The organism is Streptomyces sp. A3M-1-3, assembly GCF_024213665.1.
In the GTDB taxonomy this organism is placed as follows: domain Bacteria; phylum Actinomycetota; class Actinomycetes; order Streptomycetales; family Streptomycetaceae; genus Streptomyces.
In genome coordinates this window covers 27,950-45,014 of the sequence record NZ_JANAVP010000019.1, presented here as the reverse complement: position 1 = coordinate 45,014, position 17,065 = coordinate 27,950, and the positions used below count along the sequence as shown (strand labels likewise).

The 17,065-nt window shown below is 72.0% G+C and carries 15 protein-coding genes and 1 pseudogene; 11 read left to right on the top strand and 5 right to left on the bottom strand.

Going from position 1 to position 17,065, the window contains the following annotated elements; all coding sequences use genetic code 11:
* The first annotated feature begins 19 nt into the window (after positions 1–19).
* From NLX86_RS21715 to NLX86_RS21685, 7 genes and pseudogenes are all read left to right on the top strand, one after another.
* Complete coding sequence (locus tag NLX86_RS21715) at positions 20–493, top strand: NUDIX domain-containing protein (RefSeq protein ID WP_254373421.1); 474 nt, start codon at positions 20–22, stop codon at positions 491–493.
* 299 nt (positions 494–792) lie between these two features.
* Positions 793–2,034: a Tm-1-like ATP-binding domain-containing protein gene (locus NLX86_RS21710; protein ID WP_254373420.1), complete on the top strand. Its 1,242-nt coding sequence runs from the start codon at positions 793–795 to the stop codon at positions 2,032–2,034.
* 93 nt (positions 2,035–2,127) lie between these two features.
* A complete protein-coding gene (locus tag NLX86_RS21705) occupies positions 2,128–3,762 on the top strand; it encodes a serine/threonine-protein kinase (protein WP_254373419.1) in 1,635 nt (544 codons plus the stop codon).
* Positions 3,759–4,445 carry a hypothetical protein gene (locus tag NLX86_RS21700; protein WP_254373418.1) on the top strand — a complete coding sequence of 229 codons (687 nt, stop codon included), beginning with the start codon at positions 3,759–3,761 and terminating at the stop codon, positions 4,443–4,445. Before NLX86_RS21705 ends, NLX86_RS21700 begins: the two co-directional genes overlap by 4 nt.
* A 143-nt stretch (positions 4,446–4,588) precedes the next feature.
* Positions 4,589–6,625: an ABC transporter ATP-binding protein gene (locus tag NLX86_RS21695; RefSeq protein WP_254373417.1), complete on the top strand. Its 2,037-nt coding sequence runs from the start codon at positions 4,589–4,591 to the stop codon at positions 6,623–6,625.
* Positions 6,626–6,840: 215 nt separating this feature from the next.
* Positions 6,841–7,524 carry a DUF4287 domain-containing protein gene (locus NLX86_RS21690; protein WP_254373416.1) on the top strand — a complete coding sequence of 228 codons (684 nt, stop codon included), beginning with the start codon at positions 6,841–6,843 and terminating at the stop codon, positions 7,522–7,524.
* A gap of 128 nt (positions 7,525–7,652) precedes the next feature.
* Positions 7,653–7,775 (top strand): annotated as a pseudogene (locus NLX86_RS21685) (glutathione S-transferase family protein); the annotation flags it as partial.
* Between the two features lie 19 nt (positions 7,776–7,794).
* Here the strand turns inward: NLX86_RS21685 and NLX86_RS21680 are convergent.
* The gene (locus NLX86_RS21680) at positions 7,795–8,820 is read right to left on the bottom strand and encodes an SDR family oxidoreductase (RefSeq protein WP_254373490.1); all 1,026 of its coding nucleotides are present in this window, start codon (positions 8,818–8,820) and stop codon (positions 7,795–7,797) included.
* A 281-nt stretch (positions 8,821–9,101) separates the two neighbouring features.
* Here NLX86_RS21680 and NLX86_RS21675 point away from each other — a divergent pair, with 281 nt between their 5' ends.
* Positions 9,102–9,830 carry a VOC family protein gene (locus NLX86_RS21675; protein ID WP_254373415.1) on the top strand — a complete coding sequence of 243 codons (729 nt, stop codon included), beginning with the start codon at positions 9,102–9,104 and terminating at the stop codon, positions 9,828–9,830.
* A gap of 306 nt (positions 9,831–10,136) precedes the next feature.
* On the opposite strand, the gene NLX86_RS21670 is transcribed toward NLX86_RS21675, so the two are convergent.
* Positions 10,137–11,159, bottom strand: coding sequence for a PHP domain-containing protein (locus NLX86_RS21670; RefSeq protein WP_254373489.1), 1,023 nt, complete (start codon positions 11,157–11,159; stop codon positions 10,137–10,139).
* 129 nt (positions 11,160–11,288) lie between these two features.
* On the opposite strand from NLX86_RS21670, the gene NLX86_RS21665 reads away from it, so the two are divergent.
* Both NLX86_RS21665 and NLX86_RS21660 read left to right on the top strand, forming a co-directional pair.
* Positions 11,289–12,677: an NADP-dependent succinic semialdehyde dehydrogenase gene (locus NLX86_RS21665; protein ID WP_254373414.1), complete on the top strand. Its 1,389-nt coding sequence runs from the start codon at positions 11,289–11,291 to the stop codon at positions 12,675–12,677.
* Between the two features lie 257 nt (positions 12,678–12,934).
* The gene (locus tag NLX86_RS21660) at positions 12,935–13,369 is read left to right on the top strand and encodes a subtilase-type protease inhibitor (RefSeq protein WP_254373413.1); all 435 of its coding nucleotides are present in this window, start codon (positions 12,935–12,937) and stop codon (positions 13,367–13,369) included.
* Between the two features lie 10 nt (positions 13,370–13,379).
* On the opposite strand, the gene NLX86_RS21655 is transcribed toward NLX86_RS21660, so the two are convergent.
* Together NLX86_RS21655 and NLX86_RS21650 are read right to left on the bottom strand one after the other, a co-directional pair.
* Positions 13,380–14,090: a YoaK family protein gene (locus NLX86_RS21655; RefSeq protein ID WP_254373412.1), complete on the bottom strand. Its 711-nt coding sequence runs from the start codon at positions 14,088–14,090 to the stop codon at positions 13,380–13,382.
* A gap of 100 nt (positions 14,091–14,190) precedes the next feature.
* Positions 14,191–15,687 carry a UDP-N-acetylmuramoyl-L-alanyl-D-glutamate--2,6-diaminopimelate ligase gene (locus tag NLX86_RS21650; RefSeq protein ID WP_254373411.1) on the bottom strand — a complete coding sequence of 499 codons (1,497 nt, stop codon included), beginning with the start codon at positions 15,685–15,687 and terminating at the stop codon, positions 14,191–14,193.
* Positions 15,688–15,996: 309 nt separating this feature from the next.
* Between NLX86_RS21650 and NLX86_RS21645 the strand changes: the two genes are divergently transcribed.
* Positions 15,997–16,455, top strand: a complete 459-nt coding sequence (locus NLX86_RS21645) for a DUF5709 domain-containing protein (RefSeq protein ID WP_254373410.1) — start codon at positions 15,997–15,999, stop codon at positions 16,453–16,455.
* Positions 16,456–16,488: 33 nt separating this feature from the next.
* Here NLX86_RS21645 and NLX86_RS21640 read toward each other — a convergent pair whose 3' ends face one another.
* Positions 16,489–16,884, bottom strand: coding sequence for an AfsR/SARP family transcriptional regulator (locus NLX86_RS21640; protein ID WP_374213928.1), 396 nt, complete (start codon positions 16,882–16,884; stop codon positions 16,489–16,491).
* Positions 16,885–17,065: the final 181 nt, after the last annotated feature.

Below are 17,065 nucleotides of genomic sequence, written 5' to 3'. Positions count from 1 at the left end.
TGGGTGGAGGCTGGGAACCATGGCGGACAAACGCAGCGCGGGACTTCTGCTCTTCCGCAGGGCAGCCGGGGATACCGAAGTGCTCATCGCGCATATGGGCGGACCGTTCTGGGAACGGCGCGACGCCGGAGCGTGGTCGGTTCCCAAGGGCGAGTACGGGCCGCAGGAGGAGCCGCGGGACGCTGCCCGGCGTGAGTTCGCGGAGGAGCTCGGGCTGCCGCCGCCCGAGGGCGAGTACGTACCGCTCGGTGACGTCCGCCAGACGGGCGGCAAGGTCGTCACCGTATGGGCCGCCGAGGGGGACCTCGATCCGGGCCTGGTCGAGCCGGGGACGTTCACCATGGAGTGGCCGAGGGGCTCCGGTGTGATGCGCGTGTTCCCGGAGGTCGACCGGGTTGCGTGGTTCGGCGTCGAGCGGGCCAGGGCGAAGCTCGTGGCCGCGCAGACGGTCTTCCTCGACCGGCTGACGGCGCACCTGGAGGGTGTCAGGTAGCGCTGCGCTCGCTCGCCTCGCGCAGGTCGCGTGCGACGGCCCGGTTGTGCGCGTCGTCCGGTATCCGTGTACGACGCGGTGGTGCAGCAGCACATCGTCCTCGCTCACCGAGCGTAGCGGACTCGCGCGCGCTGGTCCCCGCCCGGTCACCGTGACCATGAACCCGCCTCCCGGGACGTCTCGTCGTACGCAGCTCCGTATCCGAGCCTGGAACCGTCGGCGCACAGAGCGTTTCGGTCATGTTTCGCTCCGGATACGCACTCTTGTGACTTTCTCGAATCCGCCCGACATTACGAGTCATGGCGATCGTGGCGCTGGTGGGGACGCTGGACACCAAGGGTGTGGAGTACGGCTGGCTGCGCGAGCGGCTGCTGCGGAGCGGCGTGGAGGTGGTGGTGGTCGATGCCGGTGTCATCGGGGAGCCGCGGATACGCGCCGACATCCCCCGCGCCGAGGTGGCGCGCGCGGCGGGGGCCGACCTGACCCGCTTACGGGGGGACGGTGACCGGGGCGCGGCCGTGACGGCGATGGCCCGCGGGGCGGCGGAGACCGTCCTGCGGCTGCACGCCGAGGACCGGTTGCACGGTGTGCTGGCCCTGGGCGGCAGCGGTGGCACGTCCATCGCGACCCGGGCGATGCGGGCGCTGCCGCTCGGCGTTCCGAAGCTCATGGTGTCCTCGATGGCCGCGGGCGATGTCTCGGCGTACGTCGGCTCCGCGGACATCACCATGATGTACAGCGTGGTCGACATCGCCGGGATCAACAGCGTGCTGGCGCCGGTGCTCGCGAACGCGGCGGACGCGATCGCCGGGATGGCGAAGGGTTTCGCCACGTCCTCGCGGGCGCTGCGGCCGGCCGATCTCGGCTCGGGCGGCAGGCCGCTGGTGGCGGCGAGCATGGCGGGGGTGACGACTCCCGGTGTCGACGCGGCCCGGGAGAGGCTGGGCGAACTCGGTTACGAGGTACTGGTGTTCCATGCCAGCGGGGCCGGGGGCAGGACGCTGGAGTCGCTGGCCGAACAGGGGCTGTTCGCGGGGGTGCTGGATCTGACGTTGTGCGAACTGGCCGACGAACTGGTGGGCGGCATCCTCTCCGCCGGACCCGGCCGGCTGGGCGCCGCCGGGCGGAAGGGAGTTCCGCAGGTGGTCAGCCTCGGCGCCCTGGACATGGTCAAGTTCGGGCCGCTCGACACCCTTCCGGAGCGCTTTCGCGACCGCGATGTCCGGGTGCACAACCCGTCCATCACGGTCATCCGCACGACGGTGGGCGAGTGCGCCGAGCTGGGCCGGGGCGTCGCCGCGAAGCTGCGCGAGGCCACGGGGCCGGTGACGGTGTGCGTGCCGCTGCGCGGGCTGTCCACTCTCGGCGCGCCAGGAGGCCCGTACCACGATCCGGTGGCCGACGAGGCCCTGTTCACGGCCCTGCGGGACGGACTGCGGGACAGCGCGGCGGAAGTCGTCGACATCGACACGCACCTCAACGACCCGGCCTTCGGACGGGCCGCGGCAGAGCGCCTGCACCGGATGATCACGGGGCGCTGAATACGCGGAACACGCGGCCGTTGACGGGAACCGGTCGTGGCCGGAACTGTGTCTGTCGTGGGGACAGCAGGTGCGCACAGCTGAGGGGGCGGGATGGACACATGGTCGGTCCCCGGGTACACGGAGACCAGGGAACTCGGATCCGGCGGCAGCGGACGCGTCGTCCTCGCCGTCCACGACGCGACGGGCATCCCCGTCGCGGTCAAATACCTCAGCGAGCGGATGCGGCGCGACACGGCCTTCGTACGGGAGTTCCGGGCCGAGGCGCAACTCCTCGGCGGGCTGGACACGCCCCATGTGGTGCGCCTCTACGAGTATGTCGAGGCGCCGGACGGCGCGGCCATCGTCATGGAACTGGTGGACGGCATCGCCCTGCGCACGCTGCTGTCGCGGGAGGGCCGTACGGATCCCGAGCCGGCACTCGTCGTCCTGAAGGGGTCGCTGCTGGGGCTGGCCGCGGCGCACCGCGCCGGAGTGGTGCACCGGGACTACAAACCCGAGAACGTCCTGGTGGCGGCGGACGGTTCGTCCAAACTGGTCGACTTCGGTATCGCCGCCGGCCGCGGCACCACTCCGGGGGTGGCGGGAACTCCCGCGTACATGGCCCCCGAGCAGTGGAGCGGTGAGCCCGCTTCGCCGGCCGCCGACGTCTACGCCGCCACCGCGACCTTCTTCGAGTGCCTGACCGGCCGCAAGCCGTTCTCCGGTGAGAACTTCGCCGAGCTGGCGCTCCAACACATCAGCGCACCGGTGCCGGAGGAGGAGGCTCCAGAACCGGTACGTCCGCTGATCCGGCGCGGACTGGCCAAGACTCCCGAGGAACGGCCCGCGAACGCTGCGGCCTTCGTGGCGGAGTTGGAGGAGCTGGCCTCGGCGGCGTACGGCCCGGACTGGGAGGAGCGGGGGCAACGCAAACTCGCGGCGCTCGCCGCGCTGTTGCCGTCGCTGTTCCCCTCGGCCGGCACGCCGCCGGCCGGCACGACCGCCGTGGCCACCACGTCCCTGGGCCGCGGGCACCGCCTCGGCGGAGGTCCGTGGCCGGGCAGGCAGGGGGCGCTGGCCGGGGCCCTCGCCCTGATCCTGGGCATGGTGCTGGCCATCTCCGCGCAGGCGACCGACGACGGGGCCGGGCAGTCGACGGCCCAGGCCGTCGCCACCACCAGCGCTCTGCCGGGAGATGCCGGGGCAGAGGCGGGCTCGCCGACGGCGGGCCCGTCGGCGACCGTGAGCCCGTCACCCGCCGAGTCCGCCTCGTCCGCCGAGCCCTCCGAACCCACCGGACCCACGGATTCCGTCTCGCCTTCGGAGGGTACGACCACGGGAGGCACGCCGCCGGTCGACCCGCCCACCACCGCGCCGCCCCCCACCACCGAACCGCCGGTCACGTCCGCCCCACCGGCGGTGCGGGTCAAGTCCGTTGCCGTCACCGCGCTGCGTCAGACGGGCACCGCGACCGCGACCGCCGCGGTCGAGGTCGCCACGGACGGAACTGGTCCGGTGACGATCACCGTGGTCTGGGCGACCGGCGACACCAAGGGTGAGCCGGGCAGCCCGGACGGCGCCGCGCAGACCTTCGAACGGAGCGGCGCCACGCAGTACACGCTCACGCTCGACCACACGTTCAAGGGCCGTGGCTGCTACTGGAGCGTCCGCGCGGCCAGTGATCCGGCCGCCGCGAACGGCAGTTCGGAGCAGCAGATCCTCACCAGGCGGTGCACGGTGCAATGAACGACCCACGGATCCCCTTCACCCAGGCGCCGGAACCGCCACCGCCACCGCCGCCACCGGACCACGACGCCGAGTACAGCGCGACCGCGCTGGCCAGCCACTGGATCCAGCGGCCCCACAACGCCGCCCCCGAGGCGGCCCCCGACCGCGTGGAGGGCTCGATCCTCCGTTTCGGCCCGGGCGTGACGGCCGCCGCGCACCACCGCGACGGGCGGGACAGCACCGCCACGGTCTGGCACGGAACCCTGCCGGGGCGGACTCCGCTGCCCCCGCAGCGCCGTACGCGGCGGTTCGCGGGACTGCGCCGCTACGCTCTGGCCGCCGTGGTGCTGCTGGGTGCCCTCGCCTTCCTGGCCTGGCAGCGGTACGGGCCGACGGTGGCGGTGCGCGGCGTGAGCGTACAGTCCGCTCCCCAGGGCCCGGAATGCGACGGAACCGCGGACATCACGGCTGTGGTGAGGACGGACGGACGCCCGGGCACCCTGACGTACCGCTGGCTGCGCAGCGACGGCACCACGTCCGGGGAACTGCGCGAACGCGTGTCACGTGGGCAGCACGAGGCCCGCCTCCACCTGCTGTGGACGTTCCACGGCCGGGGCGACTACCGGGCCCGCGCGGAGCTGCGGATCACCTCCCCCACCCCGCACACCGCCGCCACCGGATTCACGTACAGCTGTCCCTGACCTGGACAGGTCCCACAGATGCCGGATCGCCGAAGCGACACATTGCGGTCGAGAGTTCGCCCGCCCCGCCCCGTTACGGGGTGCTGATCAGGTGCGTTGTCCGAGCACCAGAGGCAGCACAGGGGGACACGGGGGGTTTTCTCATGAGCAAGCGCGAGCGCGCCACGACCGACGAGCCCACGGAGCAGGAAGGGGTATCACCGTCCGAACAGCTGCTGTTCGGCGGCCCGCTCCGGTACGACATGGGCTGGAACACCCACGACGGCTCCTTCCTCGAACTCGGCCTGCGCGCCATGGTGGCGCGTCTGCCGGGACTCGTCGCCATGAGTGTGCGGCTCGCCCACCGGGCCGATCCACGGGCGCTGCGTGTGGTGGCGGCGGCCGAGATCGGCCGGGGTGTCGTCCAGGCGATCGGTCTCATCGCGGTCAACCGGGTGCTGAGCCATCTGCTCAGCAGCGGGGACACCGTCGAGCGCCTGCGCGGCGCGGCGCCCGCCATGACCGTCATGGCGCTCGCCGCACTGATCGGAGCGCTGCTGCGCTCGGCGACCACGGCCGGTACGGGACGGCTGGAGCCGAAGGTCGCGCGGGTCGCCACCGAGACATACCTGGAACGCGTCGCGAAGGTGGAGCTGGCGGCGGTGGAGGACGACGAGTTCCACAAGCTGCTCGACTCGGCGCAGTGGGGCGCGGAGTCCGCCCGCCGGATGATCAAGTTCTGCACGGAAGTGGTGAACGCCCTGATCTCGCTGATCGCGGCGGCCGGTGTGCTGGCGGTCCTGCATCCCGTACTGCTCCCCCTGCTGTCCGTCATGACGCTGCCGAGCGCGTGGAGTTCGCTGACGATCGCCCGCCGCCGGTACGTGTCGTTCCACACCTGGATTCAGCACGCCCGCGCCGGCCAGTTGCTGGGCCGGCTGCTGATCGACACCCAGGCGGCGCCCGAGGTCCGGGTGCACGGGGTGGCGCCGTTCCTGCTGCGGCACTTCCGCGCGATGGCGCAGACCGGCGAACGGGAGCAGACGCGGCTCGCGCGGCTCGCCGCCCGTACCGGGCTGATCGCCGCCGGCGGCACGGGGATCGCGGCCGCCACCACCTACGGCGTGCTGGGGCTGCTGCTGTGGAGCGGGGCGATGGCCCTGTCCGTGGCCGGCACCGCGGTCATCGCCATCCGGTCCGGATCGTCCAGCCTCGAGAACCTCGTCGTACAGCTCAACTTCCTGCACGAGGAGAGCCTGTTCGTCGCCGACCTGGACCGGCTGTGCACGGAGGCGGACCGGCGCTCGATCCCGGCCGGCGGCCGCGACCTGCCCGACGAGGTGAGGGAGATCCGCTTCTCGGACGTCACGTTCACCTATCCGGGAACGGACAACGAGCCCGCGCTCAAGGGCGTGGACGTCACCATCCCCACCGGCCGGACGGTCGCCCTGGTCGGCAGCAACGGCAGCGGCAAGAGCACACTCGTCCGGCTGCTGTGCGGCCTGTACGCCCCGGACAGCGGAACCGTCCACTGGGACGGGGTGGACGCCGCCGAGGCCGACCGGGCGCAGATCTTCTCCCGTATCGCGGTGGTGGCGCAGGACTTCTTCCGGTGGCCCTTCACGGCGCGCGTCAATGTCGGCATCGGCCGTACGGACACCCCGTCGGCCGAGGAACTGCTCGAAGCCGCGGCTCGGTACTCCGGCGCGGACGAGGTGATCGCCGACCTCCCGCACGGCTGGGAGACGCTGCTGGCCCGCGGCTACAAGGGCGGCCATCAGATCTCCGGCGGGCAGTGGCAGCGCCTGGGCATTGCCCGGGCCCGGCTGCGGGACGCGGAGATCCTTGTCGTCGACGAGCCCACCAGCGCCTTGGACGCCCAGGCCGAGCAGCGGGTCTTCGACCAGATCCGCAACCTCGCCGCCGACGGCCAGACAGTCATCCTGATCACGCACCGGCTGCACAGTGTGCGGCACGCGGACGAGATCTACGTACTCGACCACGGCCGGGTCGCCGAGCACGGCACGTTCGAGCAGCTGATGCGGCCCGACGCGGCGGGCCCGCCCGGCGCGGCCGGGATCTTCCGTGAGATGTACCTGACCCAGTCCCGCGCATACCAGGTGGCCGACGTCTCGCTACCGGCCCAGGCGGGCCGTGTGCAGGCACCGGACGAGGCGGCGGGGAGCACCGGCAGCCGCTGACCTCCCGCGGATGTCACGACGATTGCGCGGCCCACGGGCGGTACGTACCCTGGTGACGGCGCCATCCCGCGCCTCACCCCCGTTCCGGTGCTCACGCCACCGGCGTCGTGGGGGCAAAGGGAACTCGTGTTCTCGGGATGCCGGCTGCATGCCCTATCCGGCGGGGCCGACGGGAGCGTGAGTCCTGCGGTCGCGCCGTTGACAGGGAGCATGTGATGACCAGGCAGAAGTCCTTCAAGACGCGCGTACGGACCCGTATGGACAAGACGGGCGAGAGCTACACGACCGCGCGTCGCCAACTGCTCGACAAGGCCGGCACCGAGCCCGAGCAGACGGCCGCTGCGGCCGCCGGAGTCAGGGCCCTGCAGCTGCCCGAGGCGGCTGTGCGCGAGCGCACCGGTCGCGGCGGCGAGGAATGGTTCGCCCTCCTCGACGCCTGGGGTGGCACCGGGCACACCCACACCGAGATCGCCCGCCGGCTCGTCGAGGAGCACGGAGTCGACGGCTGGTGGGCGCAGAGCATCACGGTGGCGTACGAGCAGGCCCGGGGGATGCGCGCGCCCGGCCAGAAGTCCGACGGGTACTTCTCGGCCGGTGCCAGCAAGACCGTCGCGGTCCCCGTCGACCGCCTCTTCGAGGCGTTCGCGGACACGAGCCTGCGTGAGCGCTGGCTGCCCGGCGCGCGGATCAAGGTACGTACGGCCTCCGCTCCGAAGTCCTTCCGGGCCGACTGGGAGGACGGCTCGACCCGCCTCGTGGTCGGCTTCACCGCCAAGGATGAGGCGAAGGCCGTGGTCGGCGTCGCGCACGAGAGGCTGACCGACGCGGACGCGGCCGCCCGGATGAAGGCGTACTGGCGCGAGCGCCTCGCCGCCCTGAAGGAGCTGCTCGAAGCCTGACCCGCGGGGCAGGGTGTGCGTTCGCGGCGGCACATGGGCGCGCGGCGCGCGGGCAGGAGCCCCTGGACGCGAACGCACACCGGGCACGGGCACGGGCAGGAAGGGAACGCTCGTCGTGGACAGCATGGTCCGGCTGGCTCACCCGGCACCACCGCGAGCAGCTGGGCGGGAGCCCGTTCGGGGACGGCACCGCGCCCGGCCCGCCGCCGGCCGCCGAGGCGGTCCCGGCCGGGGGCCGCGCGGCAGCCTGACGCCGCTCACCCGGGCCCGTCAGCCCACCTTGTGCCCGGCGAGTGGCTCGGTGTCCATCCCGCTGCCCTCCCGCAGCCCGAGGAGGAACTCCTCGATCGCCTCGACGGCCGTGTGCCGGGCGGACCAGCCGAGTTCGTCGTGGGCCCGTGTGCAGTCCATCAGCGGCAGTTGCAGCACCGCGTCGAAGAGCTGCGGCGATGCCGGTACGAGGTGCATCCCCCAGGCGGCGGACAGGATCGAGCGCGCCATCGTACGCGGCACCCGCAGCACGCGCGCGTCGAGCAGCCGGGCCAGTACCTTCGCGTCGACAGGAGGCTCGGCGGCCACGTTGAAGGGGCCGCGGACCTCCCGTTCCAGGACGAGCCGGTAGGCCTGCGCCGCGTCGTCCGTGTGCAGGGCCTGGAACCGCAGGCCCGCGATGCCGGGCACGGCGGGCAGCAGGCCCGGCCGCAGGAGCGCCCCTGGGATGAAGCGCCCGGCGAAGATGCGGCGCTGTTCGCTCGCCGACTCCTTCTTGAACATGAAGCCGGGCCGCATGCGCACCACCCGGATACCGGGATGCTGCGGTTCGAAGGCGTCGAGGACCCTTTCCAGATACGCCTTCTCGACGCAGTACCCCGCCTCCGGCCAGCCGTGGGTGGGCCACGTCTCGTCCACCGTGTGGTCCTTGGGCCCCGGTGAGTACGCCCCGACCGACGAGGCGTGTACGAGGACGGGGACGCCGGCGGCCGCCGCGGCCTGGAACACGCGGACGCTGCCGAGGACGTTCGTACGCCAGGTCACCGCCGGTTCGTGCGTCGGCTGGAACTTCCAGGCGAGATGGATGACGGCGTCCGCGCCTTCGAAGTACCCCTCCAGGCCGGGATCGAGTGACAGATCCGCGGCGGCCCACTCCGTCTTCTCCGGCGACCAGGCGGGGATCCTGCGCGCGATGCCCAGTACGGACGCGATCGACGGATCCTCACCGAGCGCCTTCACCACACTGGTGCCGCAGTTCCCGGTGGCACCGGTGACGACGATCCGCTTGCCGGACGAAGAGCCCATACCCATGGGTCGGCTCCCTCCTGGGAGGCCCCCTGAAGGAATCAGCGGCCGCTCGGGTCCCCCGCTGCCCCCGCCGCAGATCCCCCCCAGTATCCCGTCCCCCGGGACCCACCGTCCACTCCGGGCCGCCGGGGCGGTGGGCGGCCCCTACGTTGCGGGGTCCTGTGGCGCGGTGCAGGGTGGAATCCGAAATGCTTGTGAGCCCCGGAGCACAAGAGTGAGGCGAGTCTGGCATGACCTCAAGTCATGCAGTCTATGGAGCGCCGTGCTGGGTCAGCCTCATGGCCCGAGACCTCGTAGAGGCGCAGGATTTCTACGGCGCGGTCCTCGGCTGGTCGTTCCGTCCCGCGTCCCGGCTGGGCAAGGAGTTCTCGGTCGCCCTGCGCGACGGGGTACCGATCGCCGGCATCGGAGCGCTGGCGCACACCCTGCGGATCGCGGTGTCCTGGACGCCGTACTTCGCCGTGGACAACGCGGACGAGACCGCCGCGCGTATCCGGGAGCGCATGGGGACGGTCGCGGTGGGCCCCCTGGCCTTCGGCACCGGGCGCGCAGCGCTCGCGGCGGACCGCGACGGCGCGGTGTTCGGGTTCTGGGAGGGCGACGTGCTGCCCGACTGGACCGTAGCCCGGGGCAGCTCCCCGGCCTGGATCGAACTGCGTACCCGTGACGCGTTCGACGCCGCCATCTTCTACGGCGAGGTCCTCGGCTGGGCCGGTGAGCGGCCGGGCTGCTGCCAGGTCGACTACGAGGACGACCATGTGGTGCTGCGACAGGCCGACAGCGTCGTGGCGCGGCTCAGCAGCGGCGGCGTGGAGGCGGCCCCCGACCCCCATGTGCGCCCGCGCTGGCACGTGTACTTCCTGGTGGCCGATGTCGAGGCGGCGGTGGGTGCGGCGAAGCGCCTCGGCGGAAGCGTCACCACCACGCCGGAGGCCGACGCCGCGGTGGGCCGGGTGACCCTGCGCGATCCGGACGGCGGACTGTTCACCGTGGCGGCCAACGACTAGGTCCTGTCCGGTCGATCAGGCCGGATCAGGGAGCGGGGCCTGGTGCCGTGGATCGCAAGGCGGAGGAGGCCGTGACATCAGTCGCTGCCGCGACGGGCGACGCGGTGGGGGCACCTCTGGGGGCACCCCCTGGGGGCACCCCCAGGGGGTGCTGGGGGAGGTAGCTGGGGGACGTCGGCGACCGACGACAACGCGGCCAGGCGCGGCCCGCCGCGGAGCGGCTGATGTCACTGCGGGCACGCGAGCCCGGCATGACCGGCCGGACAGGGCCTGGCCGTTGGCTTCCGGATCAGGCCGGCGGGCGGATCAGGCCGGCGGGCGGCGCGTGCGGGTCCAGTCCCGTACCTGGTCCGCGGTCCAGGTGTTCACCACCCGTTCCGCCGGCACCTCGCAGTCCTCGGCGCGGGCACAGCCGATGATCTGCCAGTCGAGCTGGCCCGGCGCGTGCGCGTCCGTGTCGACCGTGAAGAACGCTCCCGCGGCCAGCGCCTGGCGGATCAGACGCCGGGGCGGGTCCTGCCGCTCGGGGCGGCTGTTGATCTCCACCGCCGTGCCGTGTTCGGCGCAGGCGGCGAACACCCGCTCCGCGTCGAACTCCGATTCGGGCCGCTTCCGGCCCGCGAGCAGTCGGCCGGTGCAGTGGCCGAGCACATCGGTCAGCGGATTCTCGATCGCCTTGATCATCCGCCGGGTCATCGCGGCGGAGTCCATACGCAGCTTGGAGTGGACGGAGGCGACGACGACGTCGAGCTGTTCCAGCAGCTCCGGGTCCTGATCGAGCGAGCCGTCCAGCAGGATGTCGCATTCGATGCCGGTGAGCAGGCGGAAGGGCGCCCACTCCCGGTTGAGCCGCGCCACGATCTCCAGCTGTTCGCGCAGCCGCTCGGCCGTCAGCCCGCGCGCCACCGTGAGGCTGGGCGAGTGGTCGGTGAGTACGGCCCAGTCGTGCCCCAGCGCGGCGGCTGCCCGGCCCATCTCCTCGATGGGGCTTCCGCCGTCCGACCAGTCCGAGTGCAGGTGGCAGTCACCGCGCAGCGCGGCGCGCAGCCGTTCCCCGCCGTCGGCCAGCGGCTCCGCCGCTTCTTCCTCCAGCCGCCGGAGGTATCCGGGCACCTCGCCGGTCAGCGCCTCCTCCACGACCCGGGCGGTCTTGGGCCCGATGCCCTTGACCTTCTCCAGCGTTCCGGCCGCGGCCCGGCGCCGTACCTCGTCCACGGTCAGGCCGGCCAGGGCCGTTGCGGCATTGCGGAAGGCCCGTACCCGGTAGGTCTCCGCCAGGGAACGCTCCAGGAGAAAGGCGATCCGGTCCAGCGCCTCCTCCGGCTCCATGCGCGACTCCTTCACCTCCGGGCACCTTCCCGCCCAGTCTCGGCGACGTACCGGGCCACCGCATCCCGCGTTGCGGGAGCGACCGGGGCGCGGCAAGGTCGGTGGAGCGAGCTCAAGGAGGACACACCCATGCCCATCGCGACGGTGAATCCCGCGACCGGTGAAACGCTCCGCACGTTCGACGAGCTGAGCGCCGACGAGATCGAGCGCCGGCTGGCCGCTGCCGCGAGCGCGTTCCGCCAGTACCGTACGACCGATTTCGCCGAACGAGCACGGATGCTCAATGCGGCGGCCGGTCTTCTGGAGGGGGACCAGGAGGACATCGCCCGCACGATGACGACCGAGATGGGCAAGCCGATCGCCGCCGCGCGCGCGGAGGCGGCGAAGTGCGCGAAGGCGATGCGCTGGTACGCCGAACACGCCGAGTCGCTGCTGGCCGACGAGCACCCCTCGGACGCCGATGTACGGGACTCGGGCGCGTCCGGGGCCCGGGTGCACTACCGGCCGCTCGGCGTCGTACTGGCCGTGATGCCGTGGAACTTCCCGCTGTGGCAGGTCGTACGGTTCGCGGCTCCCGCGCTCATGGCCGGCAATGTCGGGCTGCTCAAGCACGCTTCGAATGTGCCGCAGACCGCCTTGTACCTGGGCGAGCTCTTCCGGCGGGCGGGCTTCCCCGAGGGGTGCTTCCAGACGCTGTTGGTGGGTTCCGGCGCGATCGAGGCGATTCTGCGCGACGACCGGGTGGCGGCGGCGACGCTCACCGGCAGTGAGCCGGCCGGCCGTTCGGTGGCGTCGATCGCCGGTGACGAGGTCAAGAAGACGGTCCTGGAACTGGGCGGCAGCGACCCGTTCGTGGTGATGCCGTCGGCCGACATCGAGCGGGCCGCCGGGACCGCCGTGACGGCGCGGGTGCAGAACAACGGGCAGTCCTGCATCGCCGCCAAGCGTTTCATCGTCCACACGGACGTCTACGACGCGTTCGCCGAGCGCTTCACGGCCCGGATGGCGGCCTTGACCGTGGGCGACCCGATGGTGGAGGCCACCGATGTCGGCCCGCTGGCCAGCGAGCAGGGCCGCGCCGATGTCGAGGAGCTGGTGGAGGACGCCGTGCGCAAGGGCGCGACGGCCCTGTGCGGGGGCGGGCGCCCCGCGGACCAGGACCGTGGCTGGTTCTACTCCCCCACCGTGCTGGCCGGCATCACTCCCGGCATGCGCATCCATCATGAGGAGGCGTTCGGGCCGGTGGCCACCCTCTACCGGGTTTCGGGTCTCGACGAGGCCGTGGACGTCGCCAACGACTCACCCTTCGGGCTGAGTTCGAACGTGTGGACCCGCGACGAGGGCGAGGTGCGGCGGTTCGTACGGGACCTGGAGGCGGGCGGCGTGTTCTTCAACGGCATGACGGCCTCGCACCCCGCGTTCCCGTTCGGCGGCGTCAAGCGGTCCGGCTACGGGCGTGAGCTGTCGGGCCACGGCATCCGGGAGTTCTGCAACACCACGACCGTGTGGCACGGCTGAAACCGGCCCCTGCCTGGCAATCAACGGTTCAAGTATTTCCTGACCTTACATTCGATTGATCAACCACCGGGTACGGCTTTCTTCGGCCGATTGCCGAGTTGGCTGCCCCACAGGTCAGAGCCACCCCGGTGGCCACAACCTGCACTCGAGCCCTCACGTGGAGCGACCGGATCTGGTCGTAGGGTGAAGTGACCTTCGCCTGCGTGAGCAAGACTCGCGTCCGATTTCCGAAACTTCGACCCCGAGGAGTGTTCGAAATGCGGTACACCGCAAGGAGTCTGACGCTTGTAGCCGCCACCATGGCGCTCACCGCGCTGCCCGGCACCGGCATCGCCGGTGCCACGCAGTCCGGGGCGGACAGCCTGTACGCGCCGTCCGCCCTGGTGCTCACCATCACCGAGGGCGCCGACCCCGAGAGCGGAACGGTGCAGCGCGCGGTGACCCTCAGCTGTGCGCCCACCCCGAGCGGGACGCACCCCGACCCGGACGGCGCCTGCGCCGAACTCAGCGCCAACGAAGCCCGGTTCGACGCCATCACCAGGCCGGGCTCGCACGCCACCTGTACCAAGGAGTGGGACCCGGTGACCGTGACGGCGGACGGGGTGTGGGAGGGCAAGCGCCTCTCCTACGTCCACACCTTCGGCAACCCGTGCGCCAAGGACAGCGGCAGCGGCACGGTGTTCAGCTTCTGATCCGACGGCGTCACCGCGCTCCAGGCCTGCCGAACCGGGGCGCGGTGGCGTACGCGACGGCGATGGCGACGACGCTCCCCGCCACCAGGAGCAGCACACCGGCCGGGGGCCAGTCCGTGCGGATCAGCCACGCACCCAGCAGGCCGCCCGCGAACATCGCCAGAACCGAGGCGGCCCTGCGGGCCGTGGCACCGGTGCCGTAGCCGAGCGCGGTGTCGTGTCCGAGAGGCGATCCGCTGATCATGGCGGTCATGGCCCGGGTGACCAGCGTGGTCGGCAGATCCGGCACATGGGCGCGCAGCGTGGTCACGTTGCGTACGCCCATGGCGAGCGCCACCATGGCGATCACCACCACATGCCGGCCGGAGGGCGAGCCGCCCGCCCGCTCGAGCCCCCAGGCCGCGAGCGCCGCGGCGACCAGCAGCGCCCCCTCCACGAACAGGGCCACGACGAACCACCGGCGCTGCCGGGCGTCCACCCTCGACGCCAGCCTGGCGCCGGCTACCGCGCCGACGGCGAACGCCCCGAGCGAGACCGAGGACGCCACGGCGGACAGCCCGCCCTCGCGCACGAGGGCGAACCCGAGGAACAGCACGTTGCCGGTCTGCATCGCGGTGAACACGGGCCCGAGGGCGAGGAAGCTGACTGCCTCGACCATGCCGGTCGTCATCGTCAGCGCCACCATGACGGCTGTCAGGGCGCCTCCTGGCTTCGACTGCACGGCGGGCTCCTCAGGTGCGGCGGCGTCGCGCCAGTGTCGGTACAGCCCGGCCGCGCCCGGAGGGATTGCGCCGACCGTGGGCCGGGCCCCGGCGCACCGGCTACGGCGTGGCGGCGAGTTCCCGTACCGTCGCCATGTCGCTGAACGGGAGCAGCTGTTCGCCGACGATCTGGTACGGCTCGCTGCCCTTCCCCGCGATGAGGACGATGTCGTACCGCTCTGCGGCGGACAGCGCGAAGGCGATCGCGGAACGGCGGTCGGCGATCCGCTCGAAGCGGGTGCCGGTCCCGGCGAGACCCGGGGCGATCTGGTCCAGGATCTTCTCGGGGTCCTCGTTGCGGGGGTTGTCCGAGGTGAGGACGCACAGATCCGAGTAGGTTCCGGCGATCTCGCCCATCCGGGCGCGCTTGGTGACGTCCCGGTCGCCGCCGCAGCCGAAGACGGTGATGACCCGGCCGGGGGCGAAGTCGCGGATGGCGGTCAGCACCTTGTCCAGGGAGTCCGGTGAGTGCGCGTAGTCCACGATCACCGACGTTCCGCGCGGCGTCTCGAAGCGTTCGAACCGTCCCGGGACCGGCGGCATCCGGTCGAGCGCCGCGACCAGCCCTTCGAGATCATGGCCCAGGAGATGGCAGGCCGCCAGGGTGGCCAGCGCGTTGGCCACCGAGAACCGCCCGGGTACCGGCATGGCCGCCGGATAGGTCCGGCCGCCGTGGTGGAGGAGGAACCGGGTGCCGACGGCCGTCATGAGGAGGTCGGTCGCCCGGTAGTCGGCCTCGGCGTCCAGGGCGTACGTGGTCACCTCACCCGGCATCATCGCCAGGATCGAGGCGCCGACCGGGTCGTCCGCGTTGACCACCGCACGCCGGCAGAGTCCCTGGAACAGGCGGAGTTTGGCGTCCCGGTAATTCTCCATGGTGCCGTGGTCGTCCAGGTGGTCCTGCGTGAGGTTGGTGAAGATGCCGATGTCGATGAACGCCTGGTCCACCCGGTGGGTCAGCAGACCCATCGAGGTGGCCTCCAGGACCACCGTGGCGACCTCGCGGTCGCGCATGCGCCCCAGCAGATACTGGAAGTCCGGCGACTCCGGCGTGGTCAGCACCGATCTCGGCATGGGGATCACCTCGTCCCCGATCCGGCTGCCGGCCGTCCCGATGACTCCCACGTTCGCGCCCTCGGCGATCCGCAGCAGCGACTCGACCATGTACGACACCGACGTCTTCCCGTTGGTGCCGGTGACGGCCACCATGTCCATCTCCCGACCGGGCTCGCCGTAGTACCGGGAGGTGACGACCGCGGCCGCCTTCCGGGCGTCCTGCACGCGGACGACGCACAGCCCGGTGGCGGACGCCGGCACCGAGGCTGGGAGGTCCGGTGCCGCGCCGGCGACGCCTTCCATGAGCACCGCCACCGCGCCACGGGCGAGGGCCGGTCCGACAGCCTCCGGCCCACCCTCCCGGTGGCCTGGCACGGCGATGAACAGCGAACCCGGCGAGACGCGATGGGCGTCGAAGCACGTGCCGGCGGTGATCCTCGTCTCCGGATCGCCGTGGAGTACCTCATGGTCGTACCCGGCCAGCAGTTCGCTCAACTTCACAGGGGTCCTCTCGAAGGTGCGGCGGATCAGGCCGCGAGGAAGGACATCCCCGGGCTGGGTGGAGGACAGCCAAAGGCCCCCGGAAAACGGCTGGCGGGGACCGCTAGCCGTGGCCGTGCAGCGCCCGGCAGCAGGCCAGGGGCGCGATCGGGCGCAGCACGCGAAGGGCCTGTCCCAGGCACTCCCTCACGGCATGTATGCAACCCATGCTCGGAGTGTACGGCCCGGCGGGAGGCCCCGACGACACCGTCAGGTGCCGGGGGCGGCAGGCGGACGGAGACTGGAAGGGCAGGGGCGAGAGGAGGAGCCATGACCGAGAGCGCGATGGGCGACGACGTCTACCAGCCGGACGGGTCCGAGGTGCAGGACGACGCCGGGCTGCTGGACGCCGAGGACACCCTCGAGGATCCCGCGAGGGAGATCACCGGTGACGGGTACTCCCCGCCCGAGCGGCCCTGGGCCGTGGAGGAGGTGGGGACCACGGCGTCCGAGCAGCATCGGGGCGAGACGCTCGACGAGCGGCTGGCCCGGGAGGCGCAGGAGGTCTCCGTCCCCGAGGGGGACGGGCTCGGCGACACGTGGGACACCGACGGCGAGCTGATCGACAACGAGGTGGGCGAGGAGCGAGCCGGCCGTCTGGTGGCCCCGGACGAGGGTGCCCACTCGATCCTCGAGAAGTCCTTGATCGCTCATGACATCGGCATCGACGGCGCCGCCTCGGCCGAGGAGGCGGCGATGCACCTGATCCCGGAGTCCGAGGAGTCCTGACCGGGTGTCCGCCGGCAGGGCCGCCGCCGCCCCTCAGCGAAGGGAAGGCGTGACGCCGACGGCCTCGAGGTGGGCCGGGTCGGCCCGGAGAACGGCCTCCTGCGCGAGGCGCAGCGGGCGGCCGGGTTCGATGCCGAGTTCTTCCCTGATGACCCGGCGCGCCCCGCGGTGGACGCCCAGCGCGTCACCCTGGCGGCCCACCCGGTACAGGGCGACCATCAGCTGCCGGTAGAAGGGCTCTCGCAGGGGGTGCTGGACCACGAGGCCGTTGAGTTCCTCGATCACCGCGTGGTGGCGGCCGAGCGCCAGGGCGGAATCGATGTGCAGCTCGACGCAGTTGAGCCGTTTCTCTTCCTCGACGGCCGCGAACGAGTTGATCTCCAGCGAGCCGGGAATGCCGTCCAGGACGGGACCCCGCCAGACGGCCAGGGCTTTCTCGAGGTGCCCGCGCCTTGGGCGAGCAGCCCGGCGTTGGCCGCGTGCGGGCAGCCGCCGGCCGGGTCCATGCGGTGCGGCGTGCCGGGTGAGGTGTTCAACTGCGCTTTCCTGTCCGCGGACTGTCTTTGTTGCGAGGCGCGCCGAACTCCCTGTCGGGTAAGTCCGGTTGATC